Below are 17,524 nucleotides of genomic sequence, written 5' to 3' on the forward strand. Positions count from 1 at the left end.
CCTATGGAAGACGCGCCGCGCATCCGGCTGGACGAACGCCAGGTGAACCTGATCGCCAAGGCCCTGGCGGAGCCGCGTCGCCGTCAGATCCTCAAGGAGATCGGCGCGGCCAGCGAACCCACCCCCTGCGGCGCGGTCGCCCAGCTTGTCTCGGTCAGCGCCCCCACCTTCTCGCACCATATGAAGGAACTGGAGACCGCCGGCCTGATCCAGATCTGCCGGCAGGGCAAGTTCGCCTTCCTGGTGCTGCAGCGCGACGTCCTGAACGCCTATCTGGCCCAGCTCGCGGAAATCTGAGGCCGGCTTTCAGAAAATCACGCGGCATCGCTCATTGAATCACTTCGATGGTTATCTAAGTATCAAACCGTTCGCCGCTGAAGGCGACCGGAGAGAGATCATGAGCAAGCTTTCAGGCAAGACCGCCGTCGTCACCGGCGCATCGAAAGGCATCGGAGCGGCCATCGCCAAAGCCCTGGCCGCCGAGGGCGCCGCAGTGGCCGTCAACTACGCCTCCAGCCGCGAAGGGGCGGACAAGGTCGTGGCCGAGATCACCGCCGCCGGCGGCAAGGCCATCGCCGTTCAGGGTTCGGTGGCCAAGGGCGACGACGTCACGCGGCTGTTTGACGAGACCCATAAGGCGTTCGGCGGGGTGGACATCCTCGTCAACAACGCCGGCGTCTATGCGTTCGCGCCGATTGAGGACGTGACCGAGGCCGAGTACCGACGCCAGTTCGACACCAATGTCCTGGGCTTGCTGCTGGCCACCAGCGAGGCGGCCAAGCGCTTCGGCCCGGACGGCGGCAGCGTGATCAACATCAGCTCGGCCGCCACCACCGTGGATATCCCGACCGCCTCGGTCTACACGGCCACCAAGGCCGCCGTGGATTCGATCACCCGCGTGTTGGCCAAGGAACTCGGCCCGCGCCAGATCCGCGTCAACGCCATCGCGCCCGGCGCCGTCGAGACCGAGGGCACCCACGCCGTCGGCATCATCGGCTCGGATCTGGAGGTCCAGATGGTCGCCCAGACCCCGCTCGGCCGCATGGGTCAGCCGTCTGACATCGCGCCTGTCGCCGTCTTCCTGGCCTCGCCCGACAGCGCCTGGATCACCGGTGAAATCATCGCTGTGGCCGGCGGCAACCGTTAAATCACGCCGTGGCGAGGGACGCGGCCGGGGTTCGGCCGCGTCCACATCCCTCAGATGATGTCCAGTGGCGTCTCGCGCGTGGGCGGGGGGAAGGCCGTATCGAGGCGTTCGAGATCCTCGAGGTCGAACTGGATCTCCAGGGCGTCGGCGTTGGCCTCGACATGTTCGACCGAGCCGGCCTTGGGAATGGCGATGACGCCGTCGTGGCGCAGGACGGCGGCCAGGGCGACCTGGGCGGGGTCGGCGCTGTGGCGGTTGGCGATGTCGCGGATCAGGGGCTGTTCCAGCAACTCGCCCCGTCCCAGGGGCGAATAGGCCATCATGGGCATGTCGCGGGCCTGCATCCAGGGCAACAGGTCGAACTCCACCCCGCGCGAGCCCAGATTATAGAGCAGCTGGTTGACGGCGCAGTCCTCGGCGCCCTCGATCTCCATCAGCCGTTCCATGGCGCGCATATCCAGATTGGACACGCCCCAGCGGGCGATCATCCCCTCGTCGACCAATTCCTGGAAGGCGGCGACGGTCTCTTCCAGCGGGACATTGCCTTCCCAGTGCAGCAGATACAGGTCCAGCCGGTCGGTCCCCAGCCGTTCCAGCGACTTCTCGCAGGCCAGCATCATCTTCATTTCCGACGCGTTGTCGGGCCGGACCTTGGAGACCAGAAAGACCTCGTCGCGGCGTCCGGCGATGACCTCGCCCACCAGCCGTTCGGAACGCCCGTCGCCGTAGAGCTCGGCCGTGTCGATCAGGGTCAGGCCCAGGTCGATGCCCCGCGCCAGGGCCTGCTGCTCCTCGTCGCGCCAGGCGGGATCGTCGCCCATCTCCCAGGTGCCTTGGCCCAGGGCGGGAACGGTCGTACCGTCTGCAAAGGTGACGAGGCGGGTCATGTCGGTCCTGTTCCATTCGCGGCGGAAGAGCCGCCTGCGAGGTTGAGATGCGCACTCGGCTTATCAAGACCGACGGCCTTGTCCAACAGGTGCTGGAGGCGGGGTTCGAAGACCTCAACGCGCCATTGGTCCTGCTGATCCATGGCTTTCCGGAACTGGGGATCAGCTGGCGGCCCCAGGTCGAGGCCCTGTCGGCGGCGGGATATCACGTCGTGGCCCCGGACATGCGCGGATACGGCGGCACGGACAAGCCCGAGGGCGTCGACGCCTGTTCGATCCTGCATCTGGTCGGGGACATGGTCGATCTGGTCCGGGCGTTGGGCAAACCGAGCGCCGTCGTCGTGGGCCACGACTGGGGCGCGCCCGTCGCCTGGCATTGCGCCCTGCTGCGGCCGGATCTGTTCACGGCGGTGGCCGGCCTGTCCGTGCCCTTCCAGCCGCGTCGGCCCCAGGGACCGCCGACGACCGTCATGGCCATCCTGTCCGAACGGGCCGGGCTGGGCGATCTCTATATCAGCCGGTTCCAGGCGGCGGACGCCCATCTGACGCTGGAGGCCGATCCGGCGACGACGCTGAGGAAACTGTTCTGGTCCTATGACGGCGCTACCCCGGCCGCGAAACGGGCCACCGGTTTCATGGCGCGGGGCGTCGGCCTGCTGGACAGTATCGACGACGGCGCCGACCTGCCGCCGTGGATGGGCGCCGCCCATTTCGCCGAATATGTCGAGGCCTTCACGGCCGGCGGCTTCGACGCGCCGCTGAACTGGTATCGGGCCATCGATCTGAACTGGTCGCTGACCGCCTTCGCGCAGGAGCAGCGGATTCTTCAGCCAGCCCTGTTCATCGTCGGCGAGGACGACCCGGTCCGACACTACGCCACCTCGGCCGAGGCGGGGCTGAAGGACTGGGTTCCGAACCTGACGCGTTCGGTGGTCCTGCCCGGCGCTGGCCACTGGATCCAGCAGGAGCGGCCGGATGAGGTGACTGGGCTGCTGCTGGGGTTTCTGGGGGAGCTCTGACTCGCTTCCTTCTCCCCTTGCGGGAGAAGGTGGCCCGCAGGGCCGGATGAGGGTTCCGCCGGTGGGCCAACTCGCACTACCTTACCCCTCACCCTTTCGCGCAAGACCGATCGCTACGCTCTCGAGCGCTCAAGCCCTCTCCCGGCGGGAGAGGGGACGGGTTCACGCCGCCGCTTCCGCCGTCTCCATCTGACCGCGAACTTCCGCCACGATCTCGAGGCTGTGGATGCGGGCGGCGTTGTCGAAGGCCATGCCGGTGATCATCAATTCATCGACGCCGGTCAGGGCGATGAAGTCGGTCAGCTGTTTCCGCACCGTGTCCGGCCCGCCGACGGCGGAATAGAGCAGGCGGCTGCGCGCCCCCTCGATCTGTTGCGGGGTCAGGACGGCCGTGATGTCGTCGACGGGCGGGGGAAGCTTGCCCGGCTTGCCGGTCGAGAGGCGGGCGAAACTCTGTTGCATCGAGGTGGACAGGCGCACGCCTTCCGCGTCCGTATCGGCGGCGAAGACGTTGATCGCCGCCATGGCGTAGGGCTGGGCCAACCGGTCAGACGGGGTGAAGCTGCGGCGATAAAGCGCCAGGGCCTCCAGCAGCAGTTCAGGCGCGAAATGGCTGGCGAAGGCGTAGGGCAGGCCCAGTTGGCCGGCCAGCTGGGCGCTGAACAGGCTGGAGCCGAGAAGCCAGATGGGCACGCGCAGGCCCGCGCCGGGGACGGCGCGGACGGGCTGGTTGTCGGCGGCCGGTTCGAACCACTGGATCAGTTCGACCACGTCGCGAGGGAACTGGTCGGCGCCTTCGAAATAGCGGCGCAGGGCGCGGGCGGTGGCGCCGTCGGTGCCGGGCGCGCGCCCCAGGCCGACGTCGATCCGGCCGGGGAACAGGGTCTCCAGGGTGCCGAACTGTTCGGCCACGACCAGGGGGGCGTGGTTGGGCAGCATGACGCCGCCGGAGCCGACGCGGATCCGCTGGGTGCCCGCCGCCACATGGCCGATGACGATGGCGGTCGCCGCGCTGGCGATGCCGGGCATGTTGTGGTGTTCGGCCAGCCAGAACCGCTCATAGCCCAGCCGGTCGGCGGCCTGGGCCAGGGCCAGGGTCTCGTCGAGGGCGCGGCGGGCGTCGCCGCCTTCGACGATGGGGGAGAGGTCGAGAACTGAGAACGGGATCATGACGCCTAGATCGGGGCTGACGGCCGAGGTTCAAGGGCAGGGAGCGGGGAACCGCAACCGGGTCGGGCGCTTTACCTCCGACGAACCCGGAGACATGAGCCATGACGGACGTTGACGCCGAAAAGACCGAAGCCGAGTGCGAGGATGCGCGCGAGGCCGCCGACATGGGCGAAAAGCCGGACCTGGGGCACAAGGCCGACGCCCTGATCGAGGCGTTGGACGGCACAGATTCCGGCTCCGACACCCGCGCCGGCTCGCTGCGCGGCGGGTCCGCCAGCGGATCGGACGATGATCCCGACTCGCTCGAGATCAACGAGGCCCTCGCCGAAGAAGGGCGGGCCTCGGCGGGGACACGGGGCCGCGCTGAAAACGACGATTGACACCGACGCCTTGCTGCCGCCGCATCCTTGCGCCACGGTGGCGCCTTGACCATGGGTCCAAGGGACGATTCCCCGATGATACGCCGTCTGGCGGCCTCGGCCGCCTTAGTCTTGCTTTGCCTTGCAGGTTGCGACGACCGGTCCAGGACCGAAAAGGCGCCGGCCCAGGCCTCCCTCGCCGCCCCTGACCAAATGACCGCCCCGGCTTCGCCGTCGGAGGGAGAGGCTGCGCCTGCGCCCGAGGCGATGACGGCGGATATCCCCGCTGCACCCGGCGCGCCCGCCTATGCCGCCCTGTACCCCGGCGCCGCCCTGGACCAGCCGGCGACGACCGCCGCCGGGCCGGACGGCGAGGGCGGGCTGGTCACCTTCACCACCGCCGCCACGCCCGACGAGGTGGTGGCCTTCTATCGCACCCGCGCCGAGGAGGCGGGCCTGACCTCGGTCATGGGCATGAACCAGGGCGACGCCCGGGCCTATGGCGCTGCGGGCGGCCAGGCGGGCGCGACCAATCTTCAGGTGGTGGCGGCGCCGGGCGCCGGCGGCGAGACCTCGGTGCAGCTGAGCTGGAGCGCGGGTCTGTGAGACCGGTCGCCGCTCTGATCGCGGCGACGGTGATCCTGCCTTCGCTGCCCCTGGCGGCCTGCGCCCCGGCCGGGCGGACTGCGCCCCATCTGATCTTCAGCGCGACCGACGAAGGCTATCTGTCGCCCGGCGTCGTCGCGCGGTTGGCCCAGGCTGTGACTCCCGCGCCCGCCGAGGGATCGCCGCAGGATGCGGCCGACCGGGCGGCCTCGGCGCGGTTCACGGCTCTGGAGGATTCGGACCGCTGGCTGATGGCGACCGCCCATGCCGAACTGCGCCCGCCGCTGGCGCTTCAGCATTTCGACTGCGCCCTGGGGGTGCGGCTGGGCTCGGCCGAGACCCCGGCGCTGGACCGGATGATGGCCAAGGTCTTTCATGACGCCCAGGCGGCGGTCGTGATGGCTCAGGCGAAAGGCGTTCGCGCCCGGCCGGTCGCCGAGGATCCCGCGCGCCCGGCTTGCCAGACCCTGACGCCGGCGATGCGACGCAGCCCGTCCGCGCCCTCCGCCGGCGCGGCGTTGGGAACCGCCTATGCCGAGGCCCTGGCCCTGATCGCGCCGGACCGGGCGGCGGCGGTGCGGCGCATCGGCCATGAGATCGCCCTGAGCCGCCAGATCTGCGCCATGGACTATCCCAGCGACGGAACGGCGGGCGAAGCCCTGGGGCGGGCCGTGACGGCCGAGATCTCGGCGACACCGGACTTCCAAAGCGAGATCGCGGCGGCGCGCGACGAACTGGCGGCGGCGCGGGCGACGGGACGGACCAATCCCGGCTGCGCGGCCGAGCGCGCGGCCCTGGCTGTTCCCCTGCCCTGAGATGTGGAGCGGCCTGATCCTGCTGGCGGCGGTTCAGGCGGGCGATCCCGCAGGCGCGCGCGCCTGCACCCCGGCCGAGGTGCGCGACCTGACCGCCCCGTCCGATCAAGCCTATCGCCTGACGTGCCGCGCCGACCTGGCGGGCGTCGCCGTGCGGCGGCCTGTTCTGATGGAGGGGGCCGAGGCCTCGGGCGCGGGGATCGACTGCGGCGGCGGGGTGATCCGACCGGCGCGCGAGGCGACGTCACAGACGCCGACGGTGGCGATCTGGTCGCGGCGTCAGGGCGACGGCTGGAGCCGTCCGGTCCAGACCTATGTGCGCAACTGCACCGTCGTCGGCAATGTGCGGATCTGGGGCATGGGGGCGGGCGGATCGATGCGCGACCTGCTGGCCTCGTCACGGACGCCCGATCACACGACGGCGGCCCAGAGCGCGGCGCCCCTGGGCACGATTCTGGAACGGGTGCGGTTCGAGGGCGTGGGGACCATCCCCCTGTATGTCGGGCCGGGGGTGACGCAGACCATGGTGACGCACTCGCGCTTTTCGGGCCGGTCGGTCTCGACCGCCGTCTATCTGGACGCAGAGAGCGCCGGAACGGTGATCCAGGACAACGACTTCACCATTCGCACCGGGCGTGAACAGATCGCCGTGGACGGATCGGGCGCCAATCGCATCATCGGCAACCGCTTCGCCCTGGGCGGTCGCGGCGGGGTCTTCCTGTACCGCAACTGCGGCGAGGACGGGGTGATCCGGCACCAGACGTCGTCCTATAATCAGATCACGGATAATGTGTTTTCCGGCGTCGGCTGGCTGCGCCGCAGGACGGTGGTGGTGGGCGCGCGCGAGGGGAACCGGCCCTATTGCGGCGATGACGCCGGCTATCCGTTCGGGTCCAGCGCCGACGACGGCGACGGAGCGACCGGCAACCGGGTCGAACGGAACCGGACGCGTCCCTGACCCCGCACTTGCGAAATGACGCCAGCTCGGCCCTATTGGCGCGATGACGCCTCGGGGGATGCATCTAATGCGGCTGGTCTTGTTGTTGGCGGCCCTGGCGGCGGCGCTGGGGTTGGCCGTGATCACGACACAGACGCCTCGGCCCGCGCCGACAAGCGCCGCCGCGACCGGATTTTCGGCGAAGCGGGCCATGGCGGACGTGCGGGTCATGGCCCGCTCCCCCCGTCCCATAGGTTCGACCGATCACGCCCTGGTCCAGGCCTATCTGCAGGGCCGAATGGCGCAGCTGGGCCTGGCGCCCACGCTCCAGGCCGGGGCCCTGTCGCCCGCCGCCGTGCGCCGGATCGAGGACCGGGGCGAGTCGGTCGAAGGCTTGTCGGTGGTCAATCTGGTCGGCGTCCTGCCGGGCCGGAACCCCAGCCTGCCCCTCGTGGTGCTGATGGCCCATTACGACAGCGTGCCGGGCTCGCCGGGCGCCGCCGACGACGCCAGCGGCGTGGCGGCGGTGCTGGAGGCGGTGCGGGCGATCAGGGCGCGCGGACCGGCCGACCGGGGGCTGGTCGTGCTGCTCACCGACGGGGAGGAGCTGAACCTGGACGGGGCGCGGGCCTTCTTCAGCGAACATCTGTTGCGGGGTCGGGTCGGGGCGGTGGTGAACCTGGAGGCGCGCGGCGGCGGCGGTCGGGCCATGATGTTCGAGACCGGCCCCGGCAACGCCCAGACCATCGATCTTTACGCTCGGGCGACGCGCCGGGCCGACGGGGGCGCGGCCAGCAACGCCCTGGCCATCTTCGTCTATCGGCTGATGCCCAACGGCACCGACTTCACCCTGGCCGCCGACCGGGGCCTGGCCGGGATCAACCTGGCCTTCATCGGCCGGCCGGCACAGTACCATTCGCCCAGTTCGACGCCGGACGCCCTGGACCAGGGCAGTCTGCAACATATCGGATCCCAGGCGCTGGAAATGACCGACGCCCTGGTGCGGGCGCCCGTTCTGCCGAAGGCCACGCAGAACGCCGTCTACGCCGATGTCTTCGGCCTGGGGGTGTTGCGGCACGGGCCGGGGACGGGGTGGGGACTGCTGGGTCTGGCCTTTCTGTTGACCGGTTTCGCCGCCTGGGGCGCGCGTCACGCCACGGGCCTGACCTTGCGTCAGTTCGGCAAGGGGCTGAGCGGGGGCGTCTGGCTGCTGGCCGCCGGGATCGTCGTGGCCCAGGCGGTGCGGGTTCTGGCCGGGCCGGTCGGCGGCCGGATCGAGTCGGCCGAGACCTATTATGTCCTGCTGCGCCGCCTGCCCTGGATGGAGGCGGGCGTAGGCCTGGCCGTGCTGGGGGTGATGTTCGCCCTGCTGGCGGGGCGGGCCCTGATCGGGCGGCGTCTGCTGGCGGGGGTGATCGCCGCGGCGGCGGTTCTGGCCACGGGCCTGGGCGGGTTCGATCCGGTGGTGCTGGGCGCGGCCCTGGTCGCCGTGGGTCTGAGCCTGTGGCCTGGCGGCGAGGACGAGACGGTCTGGGGCGGCTGGCTGGGGGCCATCGTCCTGGTAATGATCCTGGGCGTCTTGGTTCAGGCCGTGGCGCCCGAAGCGGCCTTGCTGTTCGTCTGGACCGGGTTGGCGGCGGCCGGCGCAGCGGCCCTGGCGGCGGGGATCGGGGCGCGGCTGGAGCGATGGGCCGCCTTGGCGCCCGCGGCGGTCGCCACCGGGGTCGTCGGCGGCTGGCTGGCGGGGCTGGGCCATTTCGTCTTCCTGGGCGTGGGGATGGACCAGCCAGGCGCGCTGGGCCTGATCGCTGTGCTGATCGTCGCCCTGGCCCGGCCCTTGGCCCCGGGTGCGGGAAGAGCGCGCCACACCCTGGCCGGGCTGGCGGCGGCCATGCTGATCCTGGGCTGCGGCCTGTCCCTGGCGGCCCGCCATGCCGAGCCGGCGGCTGAGGCGCCGGTCGCCGTTCCTTGATACGTCAAAACCGGACGTAGGATTCGGATGTTCTCATCGGGTCCGGATGAGAACATCTTGTGAACTGGAACAAACCGTGCACATAGTCGGCCTCACAAAAACGGGGGCGGGTCCATGGCGGGTCTCTCCCAAGCTTCTGACGGGAATCATGGCAAGGGAGACGAAGGCAATGGCACAGGCGGCTTTGAAACTGGTGGGCAAGGAAGACGGCGACAAGCAACGGGCCCTGGAGGCGGCGATCGCCCAGATCGATCGCGCCTTCGGCAAGGGTTCGGTGATGAAACTGGGCAAGGGCGGGGTCGCCGACGTGATCCCCTCGGTGTCCACCGGATCCCTGGGCCTGGATATGGCCCTGGGCATCGGCGGCCTGCCGCGCGGGCGGGTGATCGAAGTGTTCGGCCCTGAATCCTCGGGCAAGACGACCCTGGCCCTGCATACGGTGGCCGAGGTTCAGAAGGCCGGCGGCACCGCCGCCTTCGTCGACGCCGAACACGCGCTGGACCCCGGCTATGCCCAAAAGCTGGGCGTGAACCTGGATGATCTGCTGGTGTCCCAGCCGGACACCGGCGAACAGGCGCTCGAGATCGTCGACACCCTGGTGCGCTCCGGCGCCGTGGACATCGTGGTCGTCGATTCCGTCGCTGCGCTTACGCCGCGCGCCGAGATCGAGGGCGAAATGGGCGACAGCCTGCCGGGCCTTCAGGCGCGTCTGATGAGCCAGGCGCTGCGCAAGCTGACGGCCTCCATCTCCAAGTCGAACTGTATCGTCCTGTTCATCAACCAGATCCGTCACAAGATCGGCGTCATGTACGGCTCGCCCGAGACGACGACGGGCGGCAATGCGCTGAAGTTCTACGCCTCGGTGCGCCTGGACATCCGCCGCACCGGCGCGATCAAGAACCGCGACGAGGTCGTCGGCAACACCACCCGGGTCAAGGTGGTCAAGAACAAGGTCGCCCCGCCGTTCCGCGAGGTCATCTTCGACATCATGTACGGCGAGGGCATCTCCAAACTGGGCGAGATCATCGACCTGGGCGTCAAGGCCGGGGTGATCGAGAAGTCGGGCAGCTGGTTCAGCTATGACTCGACCCGGATCGGTCAGGGCCGCGAGAATGTACGCGAATTCCTGAAACAGAACCCGGACATCGCCGCCTCGATCGAAAAGGCGGTGCGCGCCTCGACCAGCAAGATCGCCGACGAACTGCTGGGCACGCCCGAGCCGGACGAAGGCCAGGATCTCGAAGGCTGACGACCGTCTCGCCTTCCTAGACACTCCGTCGCCCCAAGCGACCCGCCACCGACCCCGCGAGGGGCGGCGGAGCGACCCGTCCGACCTCGTGTCGGGCGGGTCTTTTTTCTTTCGTCATCCTCCGGCGCGCGTAGCGCGACCGGGGGAGCCAGCGGCGCCGAAGGCGAAATGCTTCCGCCGTACTGTTGTGAGACCGTATGCGTGACAGGTTCGCGCTCACGCGCGCCGCTGGGTCCCCGATCTGCGCCGCGAAGACGCGGCTTGTCGGAGGATGACAAAATGTAAGCGCCGCCAAACCAAAACGGGCGGCCCGAAGGCCGCCCGTTCCGTCGTTCTACGATGTCCGCAACCGATCAGGCGGCGGCCTTCTCCGGGGAGAACTTGCCGTAGAAGGTCTCGTTCTTGGCGGCCATGTCGCGCAGCAGCTGCGGGACCTTGAACCGGTCGCCGTAGGTCGCCGCCAGACGATCCGCCGTCTCGACGAACTGGGCCAGGCCGATGCCGTCGATCATGCTGATCGGGCCGCCGGTCCAGGGCGCGAAGCCCCAGCCCAGGATAGCGCCCAGGTCGGCCTCGCGCGGGTCGTCGATGACGCCCTCTTCCCAGCAGCGGGCGACCTCGACGGCCTGGCGATACAGCAGGCGCGTCTTCAGCTCGTCGATCTGGGCGAAGGCGGTCGCCTCTTCGGGCTTGTCGATGCCCTTGGTGGTCGGCGCCAGCTCGCTCAGCCCCTTCCAGATCGTCTTGGGCTTCTGATCATAGTCATAGAAGCCCTTGCCGTTCTTGCGGCCGTAGCGTCCGCCCTCGACCATCTTGGCGACGATGTCGGCGCCTTCCGACGGGACATATTTGTCGCCCAGGTCCAGCGCCGTCTGTTTGGCGATCTTGTAGGACAGGTCCAGGGCGACGTCGTCGTGCATCTCCAGCGGGCCGCGCGGCATGCCGGTCATCCGACCGACATTGTCGATCAGGGCCGGGCCGTAGCCTTCTTCCAGCATCGCCATGCCTTCCATCAGGAAGGTGGAGAAGCAGCGCGAGGTGTAGAAGCCGCGGCTGTCGTTGACGACGATCGGCGTCTTCTTGATCTTCAGCACATAGTCCAGCGCCTTGGCGATGGCGGCCTGACCCGTCTTCTCGCCCAGGATGATCTCGACCAGCATCATCTTGTCGACGGGCGAGAAGAAGTGAATGCCGATGAAGTCCTCGGGCCGGACCGAGGCCTCGGCCAGGCCGGTGATCGGCAGGGTCGAGGTGTTGGAGCCGAAGACGGCGCCCTCGACCAGCTGGGCCTCGGCGCGCTTGGTGACGTCGGCCTTGATCTCGCGGCTTTCGAACACGGCCTCGACCACCAGGTCCGAACCCTTGATGTGGTCATAGTCGGTCGTCGCCGTGACCAGGGCCAGGGTGGCGTCATACTTGTCTTGCGTCATCTGACCGCGCGACAGACGCTTCTTCAGCAGCTCCTCGACATGGGCCTTGCCCTTGTCGGCGGCTTCCTGGGTCTGGTCGATCAGCACCGTCTCGATCCCGGCCATGACCTGAACATAGGCGATGCCCGCACCCATCATGCCGGCGCCCAGGACCGAGACCTTTTTCGGGTCCGATTTGGGCACGTCCACGGGACGCACGGCGCCCTTGTCCAGCTCCTGCTTGGACAGGAACAGGCTGCGGATCATGGCCTGGGCCTGGGGCGTCATCAGGGTCTTGATGAAATAGCGGGTCTCGATGCGCAGGGCCGCATCCATCGGAACCTGGGTTCCTTCGTAGACGGCCTTCATCAGGTTCACCACGGCCGGATAGTTGCCGTAGGACTGTTTGCGCAGCATGGCGTTGCCGACCATGAAGTTCTGGATGCCGGCCGGGTGATAGGGGCCGCCGCCGGGCAGTTTGAACGACTTGTCGTCCCACGGCTGGATGGCCTTGCCGCCATTCTTGATCCAGGTCTTGGCGGCCTCGACCGACTGGCCCTTCTCGACCACCTCATGGACGATGCCGGCGCCCTTGGCGTCGTTGGGGCGGAAGGACTTGCCTTCGCTCATCGCCATCATGGCGTTCTGGACGCCGACCAGGCGGGTCAGGCGCTGGGTGCCGCCGCCGCCGGGGAACAGGCCGACCTTGATCTCGGGCAGGCCCAGCTGGATCTTGTTGTCGTTCTCGACCACGCGATAGTGGCAGGCGAGGGTGAACTCCAGCCCGCCGCCCAGGGCCAGGCCGTTGATCGCCGCCGCCACCGGCTTGCCGCAGGTCTCCAGCGCGCGGAAGGCGCCGTTCAGCTTCCAGCCGGCGTCGAACGCCTTCTGCAGGTCGCCGCCGCCCGACAGGACGCCGCCGGCCATGTCGCCCAGGTCCGCGCCGGCGCAGAAGCCCGACGCCTTGCCCGAGGTGATGACGGCGCCCTTGATGGACTCGTCGGTCTTGATCCGTTCGACCAGCTCGGGGATTTCCTTCATCACCGAAGAGGTCAGGGTGTTCATCGAACGGCCGGGGACGTCGAAGGCGATGACGGCGATGCCGTCGGCGTCGATGTCGATCTTGAAGTTTTCCATAGTCATTCGCTCCGGATCAGACGCGTTCGATGACGGTGGCGGTGCCCATGCCGCCGCCGATGCACAGGGTGATCAGGGCCGTCGACTTGTTCGAGCGTTCCAGCTCGTCCAGGGCGGCGCCGGTGATCATGGCGCCGGTGGCGCCCAGGGGGTGCCCCATGGCGATGGCGCCCCCGTTCACATTCATTTTCGCGTGGTCGATGTTCAGGGCCTGCATGTAGCGAAGCACGACGGCGGCGAAGGCCTCGTTCAGCTCCCACACGTCGATATCGTCGGGCGTCATGCCCAGCTTGCCCAGCAGTTTGCGGGTCACATATTCCGGACCCGTCAGCATGATCGACGGCTCGGAACCGATCGAGGCGCCGCCCAGAATCTTGGCGCGCGGCTTCAGGCCCAGGGCCTGGCCGGCTTCCAGCGAACCGATCAGCACGCCGGCCGAACCGTCGACGATGCCGGACGAGTTGCCCGGGGTGTGGACGTGGTTGACGCGCTCGACCTCGGGGTAGCGTTGGTTGATCACGCTGTCGAACGCCATTTCCCCCATCATGGTGAAGGAGGGGTTCAGGCCGCCCAGGGTCTGCATGTCCGTGTTCGGACGAATGGTCTCGTCACGGTCCAGGATGGTCAGACCCAGCTGGTCCTTGACCGCCAGGACCGACTTCTTGAACCGGCCCTCGGCCCAGGCCTGGGCGGCGCGCTTGTGGCTTTCGACCGAATAGGCGTCCACGTCGTCGCGGCTGAAGCCGTATTTGGTCGCGATCATGTCCGCCGACACGCCTTGCGGCACGAAATAGGTGGGGAAGGCCGACGACGGGTCGGTGGGCCAGGCGCCCATGTCCGAACCCATGGGCACCCGGCTCATGGCCTCGACCCCGCCGCCGACGGCGAAGTCGGCCTCGCCGGACTTCACCTTGGCCGTGGCCATGTTCACGGCTTCCAGGCCTGAGGCGCAGAAGCGGTTGACCTGAACCCCGGCGGTATATTGCGACCAGCCGGCCGACAGCACCGCCGTGCGGGCGATGTCGGCGCCGAGTTCGCCCACGGGGGTGACGCAGCCCAGGATGACGTCATCGACCTTGGAGGTGTCCAGGTCGTTACGGTCGCGCAGGGCCTCCAGAACCTGGGTCGCCAGGCTGAGGCCGGTGATCTCGTGCAGCGAGCCGTCCTTCTTGCCCTTGCCGCGCGGGGTGCGGACGGCGTCGTAGATATAGGCGTCAGCCATGGGCGTGAGTCTCCATTTTTGGCCCCTGCGCTCGGCGCCCGATGAGGATTGGGCGTCGCGCGACGGTCGGGGAAAGGACGGGTCTAAGCTCGAACGCCAAGAACCCTACGTTTACGTCAACGTCAAGTAATAAGCCGCGTGAACGGCCGCGACCGCCATGTCGCCTGCCGCATGCGGGGCGATGACGACAAGGACGCCAGAGGCAGAAGACGGTGCGTCTGATCCGGAGCGGCCTGAAGACGGGCCGCTCCGGGCGTCGCTCAGTTCGACGGAATGCGGCTCGCGACGCCCGTGATCCGACAGGCGTAGTCGGTCTCCGGCCGGCCGCTCTGCAGGCCGGTGGGCGTCAGTATGCCCTGACGTGCGGTGCAGGCCGCCTCAAGGGCGTCCATGTCTGCCTGGTAGCTGTTTACGCCCTTGGTCGTGCCGCAGGCCGCCAGCAGGGGCAGGGCGATCAGGCTCGACAGAATGAGAGTACGCATGGGGAATCTCCATAATGGAACGCCGAGGCGTTCGGACGACCCCGACCGGGTGCAGGCTAGCGCGCGACCGCCAGCCTGACCAGCTTGCCGTCGTCCTCGTCGGTGATGGCCCAGACCGCGCCGTCCGGCCCCACAGCCACGTCGCGGACGCGTTCGCCCAGGTCGGTGAGCAGCCGCTCCTCGCCGACGACGCGGTTATTTTCGATCACCAGCCGGGCGATGTGTTTCTCCTTCAGGCCGGCCACCAGCAGATCGCCGTCCCAGCCGGGGAACATGGCGCCCTGATAGAAGGTCGCCCCGCCCGGCGCGATGACCGGATCCCAGTAATAGACCGGCTGCTCCGTGCCCTGCGCCTGCGTATTGCCGCCCGTGATCTGTCCGCCCGCGTATTCCACGCCATAGGCCGCGTCAGGCCAGCCATAGTTCAGGCCCGGCTTGTCCAGGTTGACCTCGTCGCCGCCGCGCGTGCCGTGCTCAATGGTCCAGACTGCGCCCGTGCCGGGCTGGACGGCGATCCCCTGGACGTTGCGATGGCCCAGGCTCCAGATCTCGGGCAGGGCGCCCTCACGGCCGACGAAGGGATTGTCCTGGGGCACGGAGCCGTCGGCGTTGATCCGGATGGTCTTGCCCATGTGCGAGCCCAGGTCCTGGGCCTGCGCCCGCATCGGCCTGTCGGAGCGTTCGCCCAGGGTGATGAAGAGCTTGCCGTCCGATGCGAACGCCAGGGATGAGCCGAAATGCTTGTCGCCGTCATAGACGGGCAGGGCGCGGAAGATGACCTGGACGTCCTCCACCCGCGCCCCGTCGTCGGACAGGCGACCCCGGGCGACCGAGGTGGCGTTGCCGCCCTCACGAGGCTCCGCATAGCTCCAGTAGATCAGCCGGTCCTGGCCGAATCCGGGGCTTGTGATAACGTCCAGCAGGCCGCCCTGGCCGCGTGCATCGACGCGGGGCAGGCCCTGGACCGGTTCGCCGACCTGGCCCTGGGCAGTGATGATGCGCAACCGTCCTGGCTTTTCCGTCACCAGCCAGCGCCCGTCGGGCATCAGGGCCAGGCCCCACGGATGCGTCAGGCCCGAGACGACGACGCTGTGGCTCAGGGCGACGTCGGTCTTCACCCCCGGCGCCCGGGTCTGACCGGGGAAGGCGGGCTGCTGGTCGGGGTTGTTGGCCGGCCGGGTCTCCAGCGCCGCGCCCGCCTGGCTTGAGGCCGGAGCGCTCTCGCCGTTGGCGCCGCAGGCGGCGGCGAGGACGAGCAGGGAGGTCGAGGCGGCGAGGACGATCAGGCGCATGGCGGGGGAAGCTCCGGCAAGGTCTTGAGGGGATCTGGGACGGACTGAGGGCTGACATCGGCAACGACCCCTTCAGCGTTACCGTTCCCGCCGAGGCCTGTCCTGCGCCGCATCGCCGCACGATCTGCGTCGAGACGACTTGAACCGCGCGCCCGACGGCGATATAGGCACGCCTCTTTCGCGCCGGCCCCAGGTCGCGCGGACGCCCGGAGACGGGATGCGACTGGGTAGCTCAGATGGTTAGAGCGGTGGATTCATAACCCACAGGTCGGCGGTTCGATCCCGCCTCCAGTCACCACCTTCTCATAAGTTCCGATGCCCAAGGGAAATGGTCCGCCCTTAAAGAGCGGACCGATAGGTTCTGTTGGAATTTTATGACCAAATGCCGCCGCAGTACTCGCCGTAATATAGCGCGCTGGCGGTGCGATAGCATTGCTTCCAAGCCGTCGTACCGTAGGTATAGCCGCCCAAGTATGTGCAGTAGTCTTCGGGCGGCATGATGCAGACAGGATCTGATGGATCGGCAGACGCCACAGTCACGGAAGCAAGCGACGCAGTAGCGGCCCCCGCGAGGGCAGCGCTGACCCGGGCGAAGCTCGAACGGAACAATTTCATTTCATTCCTCCTGGGGACTATTCCCTAAGAGAGGGAACCATGTTTATAGCCGGCAAGCAACTGTGGGTTTTCTTTTGTTACCTGAAGTTGTGTCTGTGGCAAACGACCTCGAAGAAGCTCTTTTGGCAACCGGCCCGGTCCTGCCGCGTTCAGCGGCCGACAACCTTGACCGGAGAGACCTCATGACCATCCGTACGAAAGCCCTGCTGACAGCCGCCGCCGTCCTGTCCCTGGGCGCCGCCGCCTGCACCGAGGCCGAGCAGGAAAAGACCGAAGCCAACGCCGAGGCGGCTGCGGATCGCACCGGCGAAGTCGCCGCCCAGGCGGGCGAAGTCATCGAGTCCGGCGCCATGAAGGCCGCTCAGGCGGTCGAGACCGGCGCGGGCAATGTCGCCGACGAGTTGGAGGAAAACCAGGCCGAGGCCGCCGCCGAGGGCAAGCCCGGCGCCGTCAACCCGAACACCGACCAGCGTGTGCCGGCCGAAAACTGAGTTCCGATCAGGCGCCCGGCGTCGCCCCGACCGGGGGCGCGCCCTCCGCCAGCAGGGCGTCGATCAGGGCGTGGGCCTCGGGGCTGTTCCAGTCGGCTTCGCCCGAGAAGGTCGCGCGGATGCGGCCTTCGCGATCCAGGAAGATGGTCTGGGGCATCTTGCCCTTGCCCGGAAACTCGAACGGCAGCTGGAACTTGATGTCGCTGTACAGCGGCAGGGGCTCGTGAACGTCGATGAAGCTCCTGGCGTCGGCCAGGGCGTCGGGCGAGGCGTCGACATTGATCGGCAGGACGATCAGATCCTCGTTGCGCTGATAGGACCGGGCCAGCTGGGCCAGGGTCGGCATTTCGGTGCGGCACGGCGCGCACCACATGGCCCACAGATTGACCACCACCACCTTGCCCTCGAAGGTCGAGAACCGCACGGCCGTGCCGTTGCGGTCGCGGAACATGTATTCCGGCGCGGTCTTCAGCTCGGACGGCGTCTCCAGCGACGCCAGCGGCCCGACGGCGAACTGGGCCAGATCGCTTTTCGCGACGGGCGTCGTCTGGGGTTGCGCCTTCTGCCTATGATTGGCGTATAGCGACATCGCCAAGCCGCCGGCGCCGGCGAGCGTGCTGAACAGCACGAGCGCGCCGACGACCGCCCAGATCGCCTTTCTCGAGCCACTCATGACAGACGCCGCCTCCGATACCGCCCAAGCCAGTGCTTCTAA

The 17,524-nt window shown here is 68.4% G+C and carries 17 protein-coding genes and 1 tRNA gene; 11 read left to right on the forward strand and 7 right to left on the reverse strand.

Features of this window, described 5'->3' with window-relative positions:
- The first annotated feature begins 3 nt into the window (after positions 1–3).
- Positions 4–297, forward strand: coding sequence for an ArsR/SmtB family transcription factor (locus ACW18C_RS01465; protein WP_035310615.1), 294 nt, complete (start codon positions 4–6; stop codon positions 295–297).
- A 100-nt stretch (positions 298–397) separates the two neighbouring features.
- A complete protein-coding gene (locus ACW18C_RS01470; protein ID WP_492072394.1) occupies positions 398–1,147 on the forward strand; it encodes a glucose 1-dehydrogenase in 750 nt (249 codons plus the stop codon).
- 50 nt (positions 1,148–1,197) lie between these two features.
- Here the strand turns inward: ACW18C_RS01470 and ACW18C_RS01475 are convergent, their stop codons facing one another.
- Positions 1,198–2,034: an aldo/keto reductase gene (locus tag ACW18C_RS01475; RefSeq protein ID WP_492072395.1), complete on the reverse strand. Its 837-nt coding sequence runs from the start codon at positions 2,032–2,034 to the stop codon at positions 1,198–1,200.
- Positions 2,035–2,081: 47 nt separating this feature from the next.
- On the opposite strand from ACW18C_RS01475, the gene ACW18C_RS01480 reads away from it, so the two are divergent.
- Positions 2,082–3,053: an alpha/beta fold hydrolase gene (locus ACW18C_RS01480; RefSeq protein WP_492072397.1), complete on the forward strand. Its 972-nt coding sequence runs from the start codon at positions 2,082–2,084 to the stop codon at positions 3,051–3,053.
- 162 nt (positions 3,054–3,215) lie between these two features.
- On the opposite strand, the gene ACW18C_RS01485 is transcribed toward ACW18C_RS01480, so the two are convergent.
- Positions 3,216–4,223, reverse strand: a complete 1,008-nt coding sequence (locus ACW18C_RS01485; protein WP_492072398.1) for an LLM class flavin-dependent oxidoreductase — start codon at positions 4,221–4,223, stop codon at positions 3,216–3,218.
- Positions 4,224–4,324: 101 nt separating this feature from the next.
- Here ACW18C_RS01485 and ACW18C_RS01490 point away from each other — a divergent pair, with 101 nt between their 5' ends.
- From ACW18C_RS01490 to recA, 6 genes are all read left to right on the forward strand, one after another.
- Positions 4,325–4,603, forward strand: a complete 279-nt coding sequence (locus tag ACW18C_RS01490) for a hypothetical protein (RefSeq protein ID WP_008261484.1) — start codon at positions 4,325–4,327, stop codon at positions 4,601–4,603.
- Positions 4,604–4,795: 192 nt separating this feature from the next.
- On the forward strand, positions 4,796–5,188 hold the full coding sequence (locus ACW18C_RS01495; RefSeq protein ID WP_221205239.1) for a hypothetical protein: 393 nt from the start codon (positions 4,796–4,798) through the stop codon (positions 5,186–5,188).
- Complete coding sequence (locus ACW18C_RS01500) at positions 5,185–6,003, forward strand: phosphatase PAP2 family protein (protein WP_492072400.1); 819 nt, start codon at positions 5,185–5,187, stop codon at positions 6,001–6,003. The genes ACW18C_RS01495 and ACW18C_RS01500 overlap by 4 nt, the downstream gene beginning before the upstream one ends.
- 1 nt (position 6,004) lies before the next feature.
- A complete protein-coding gene (locus tag ACW18C_RS01505) occupies positions 6,005–6,961 on the forward strand; it encodes a right-handed parallel beta-helix repeat-containing protein (protein WP_492072402.1) in 957 nt (318 codons plus the stop codon).
- 67 nt (positions 6,962–7,028) lie between these two features.
- Positions 7,029–8,912, forward strand: coding sequence for a M20/M25/M40 family metallo-hydrolase (locus tag ACW18C_RS01510; RefSeq protein ID WP_492072404.1), 1,884 nt, complete (start codon positions 7,029–7,031; stop codon positions 8,910–8,912).
- Between the two features lie 169 nt (positions 8,913–9,081).
- Complete coding sequence (recA, locus tag ACW18C_RS01515) at positions 9,082–10,161, forward strand: recombinase RecA (RefSeq protein ID WP_008261712.1); 1,080 nt, start codon at positions 9,082–9,084, stop codon at positions 10,159–10,161.
- A gap of 353 nt (positions 10,162–10,514) precedes the next feature.
- Here recA and ACW18C_RS01520 read toward each other — a convergent pair whose 3' ends face one another.
- The 4 genes from ACW18C_RS01520 to ACW18C_RS01535 form a co-directional block, all read right to left on the reverse strand.
- Positions 10,515–12,707: a 3-hydroxyacyl-CoA dehydrogenase NAD-binding domain-containing protein gene (locus ACW18C_RS01520; protein WP_492073945.1), complete on the reverse strand. Its 2,193-nt coding sequence runs from the start codon at positions 12,705–12,707 to the stop codon at positions 10,515–10,517.
- A gap of 16 nt (positions 12,708–12,723) precedes the next feature.
- Positions 12,724–13,929: an acetyl-CoA C-acetyltransferase gene (locus ACW18C_RS01525; RefSeq protein WP_426025562.1), complete on the reverse strand. Its 1,206-nt coding sequence runs from the start codon at positions 13,927–13,929 to the stop codon at positions 12,724–12,726.
- A 260-nt stretch (positions 13,930–14,189) separates the two neighbouring features.
- Entirely contained in the window at positions 14,190–14,411 is a 222-nt protein-coding gene (locus tag ACW18C_RS01530; protein WP_292149417.1) for a hypothetical protein, read from the reverse strand.
- Between the two features lie 56 nt (positions 14,412–14,467).
- Positions 14,468–15,703, reverse strand: coding sequence for a PQQ-dependent sugar dehydrogenase (locus ACW18C_RS01535; protein WP_492072406.1), 1,236 nt, complete (start codon positions 15,701–15,703; stop codon positions 14,468–14,470).
- A gap of 221 nt (positions 15,704–15,924) precedes the next feature.
- Here ACW18C_RS01535 and ACW18C_RS01540 point away from each other — a divergent pair.
- Positions 15,925–16,001 (forward strand) — tRNA-Met (locus ACW18C_RS01540).
- Positions 16,002–16,500: 499 nt separating this feature from the next.
- Positions 16,501–16,809: a hypothetical protein gene (locus tag ACW18C_RS01545; RefSeq protein ID WP_492072408.1), complete on the forward strand. Its 309-nt coding sequence runs from the start codon at positions 16,501–16,503 to the stop codon at positions 16,807–16,809.
- Positions 16,810–16,816: 7 nt separating this feature from the next.
- Here the strand turns inward: ACW18C_RS01545 and ACW18C_RS01550 are convergent, their stop codons facing one another.
- Positions 16,817–17,482, reverse strand: a complete 666-nt coding sequence (locus ACW18C_RS01550; RefSeq protein ID WP_492072410.1) for a TlpA family protein disulfide reductase — start codon at positions 17,480–17,482, stop codon at positions 16,817–16,819.
- Between the last annotated feature and the right edge of the window lie 42 nt (positions 17,483–17,524).

The organism is Brevundimonas sp. FV1ye7S, from assembly GCF_058680995.1.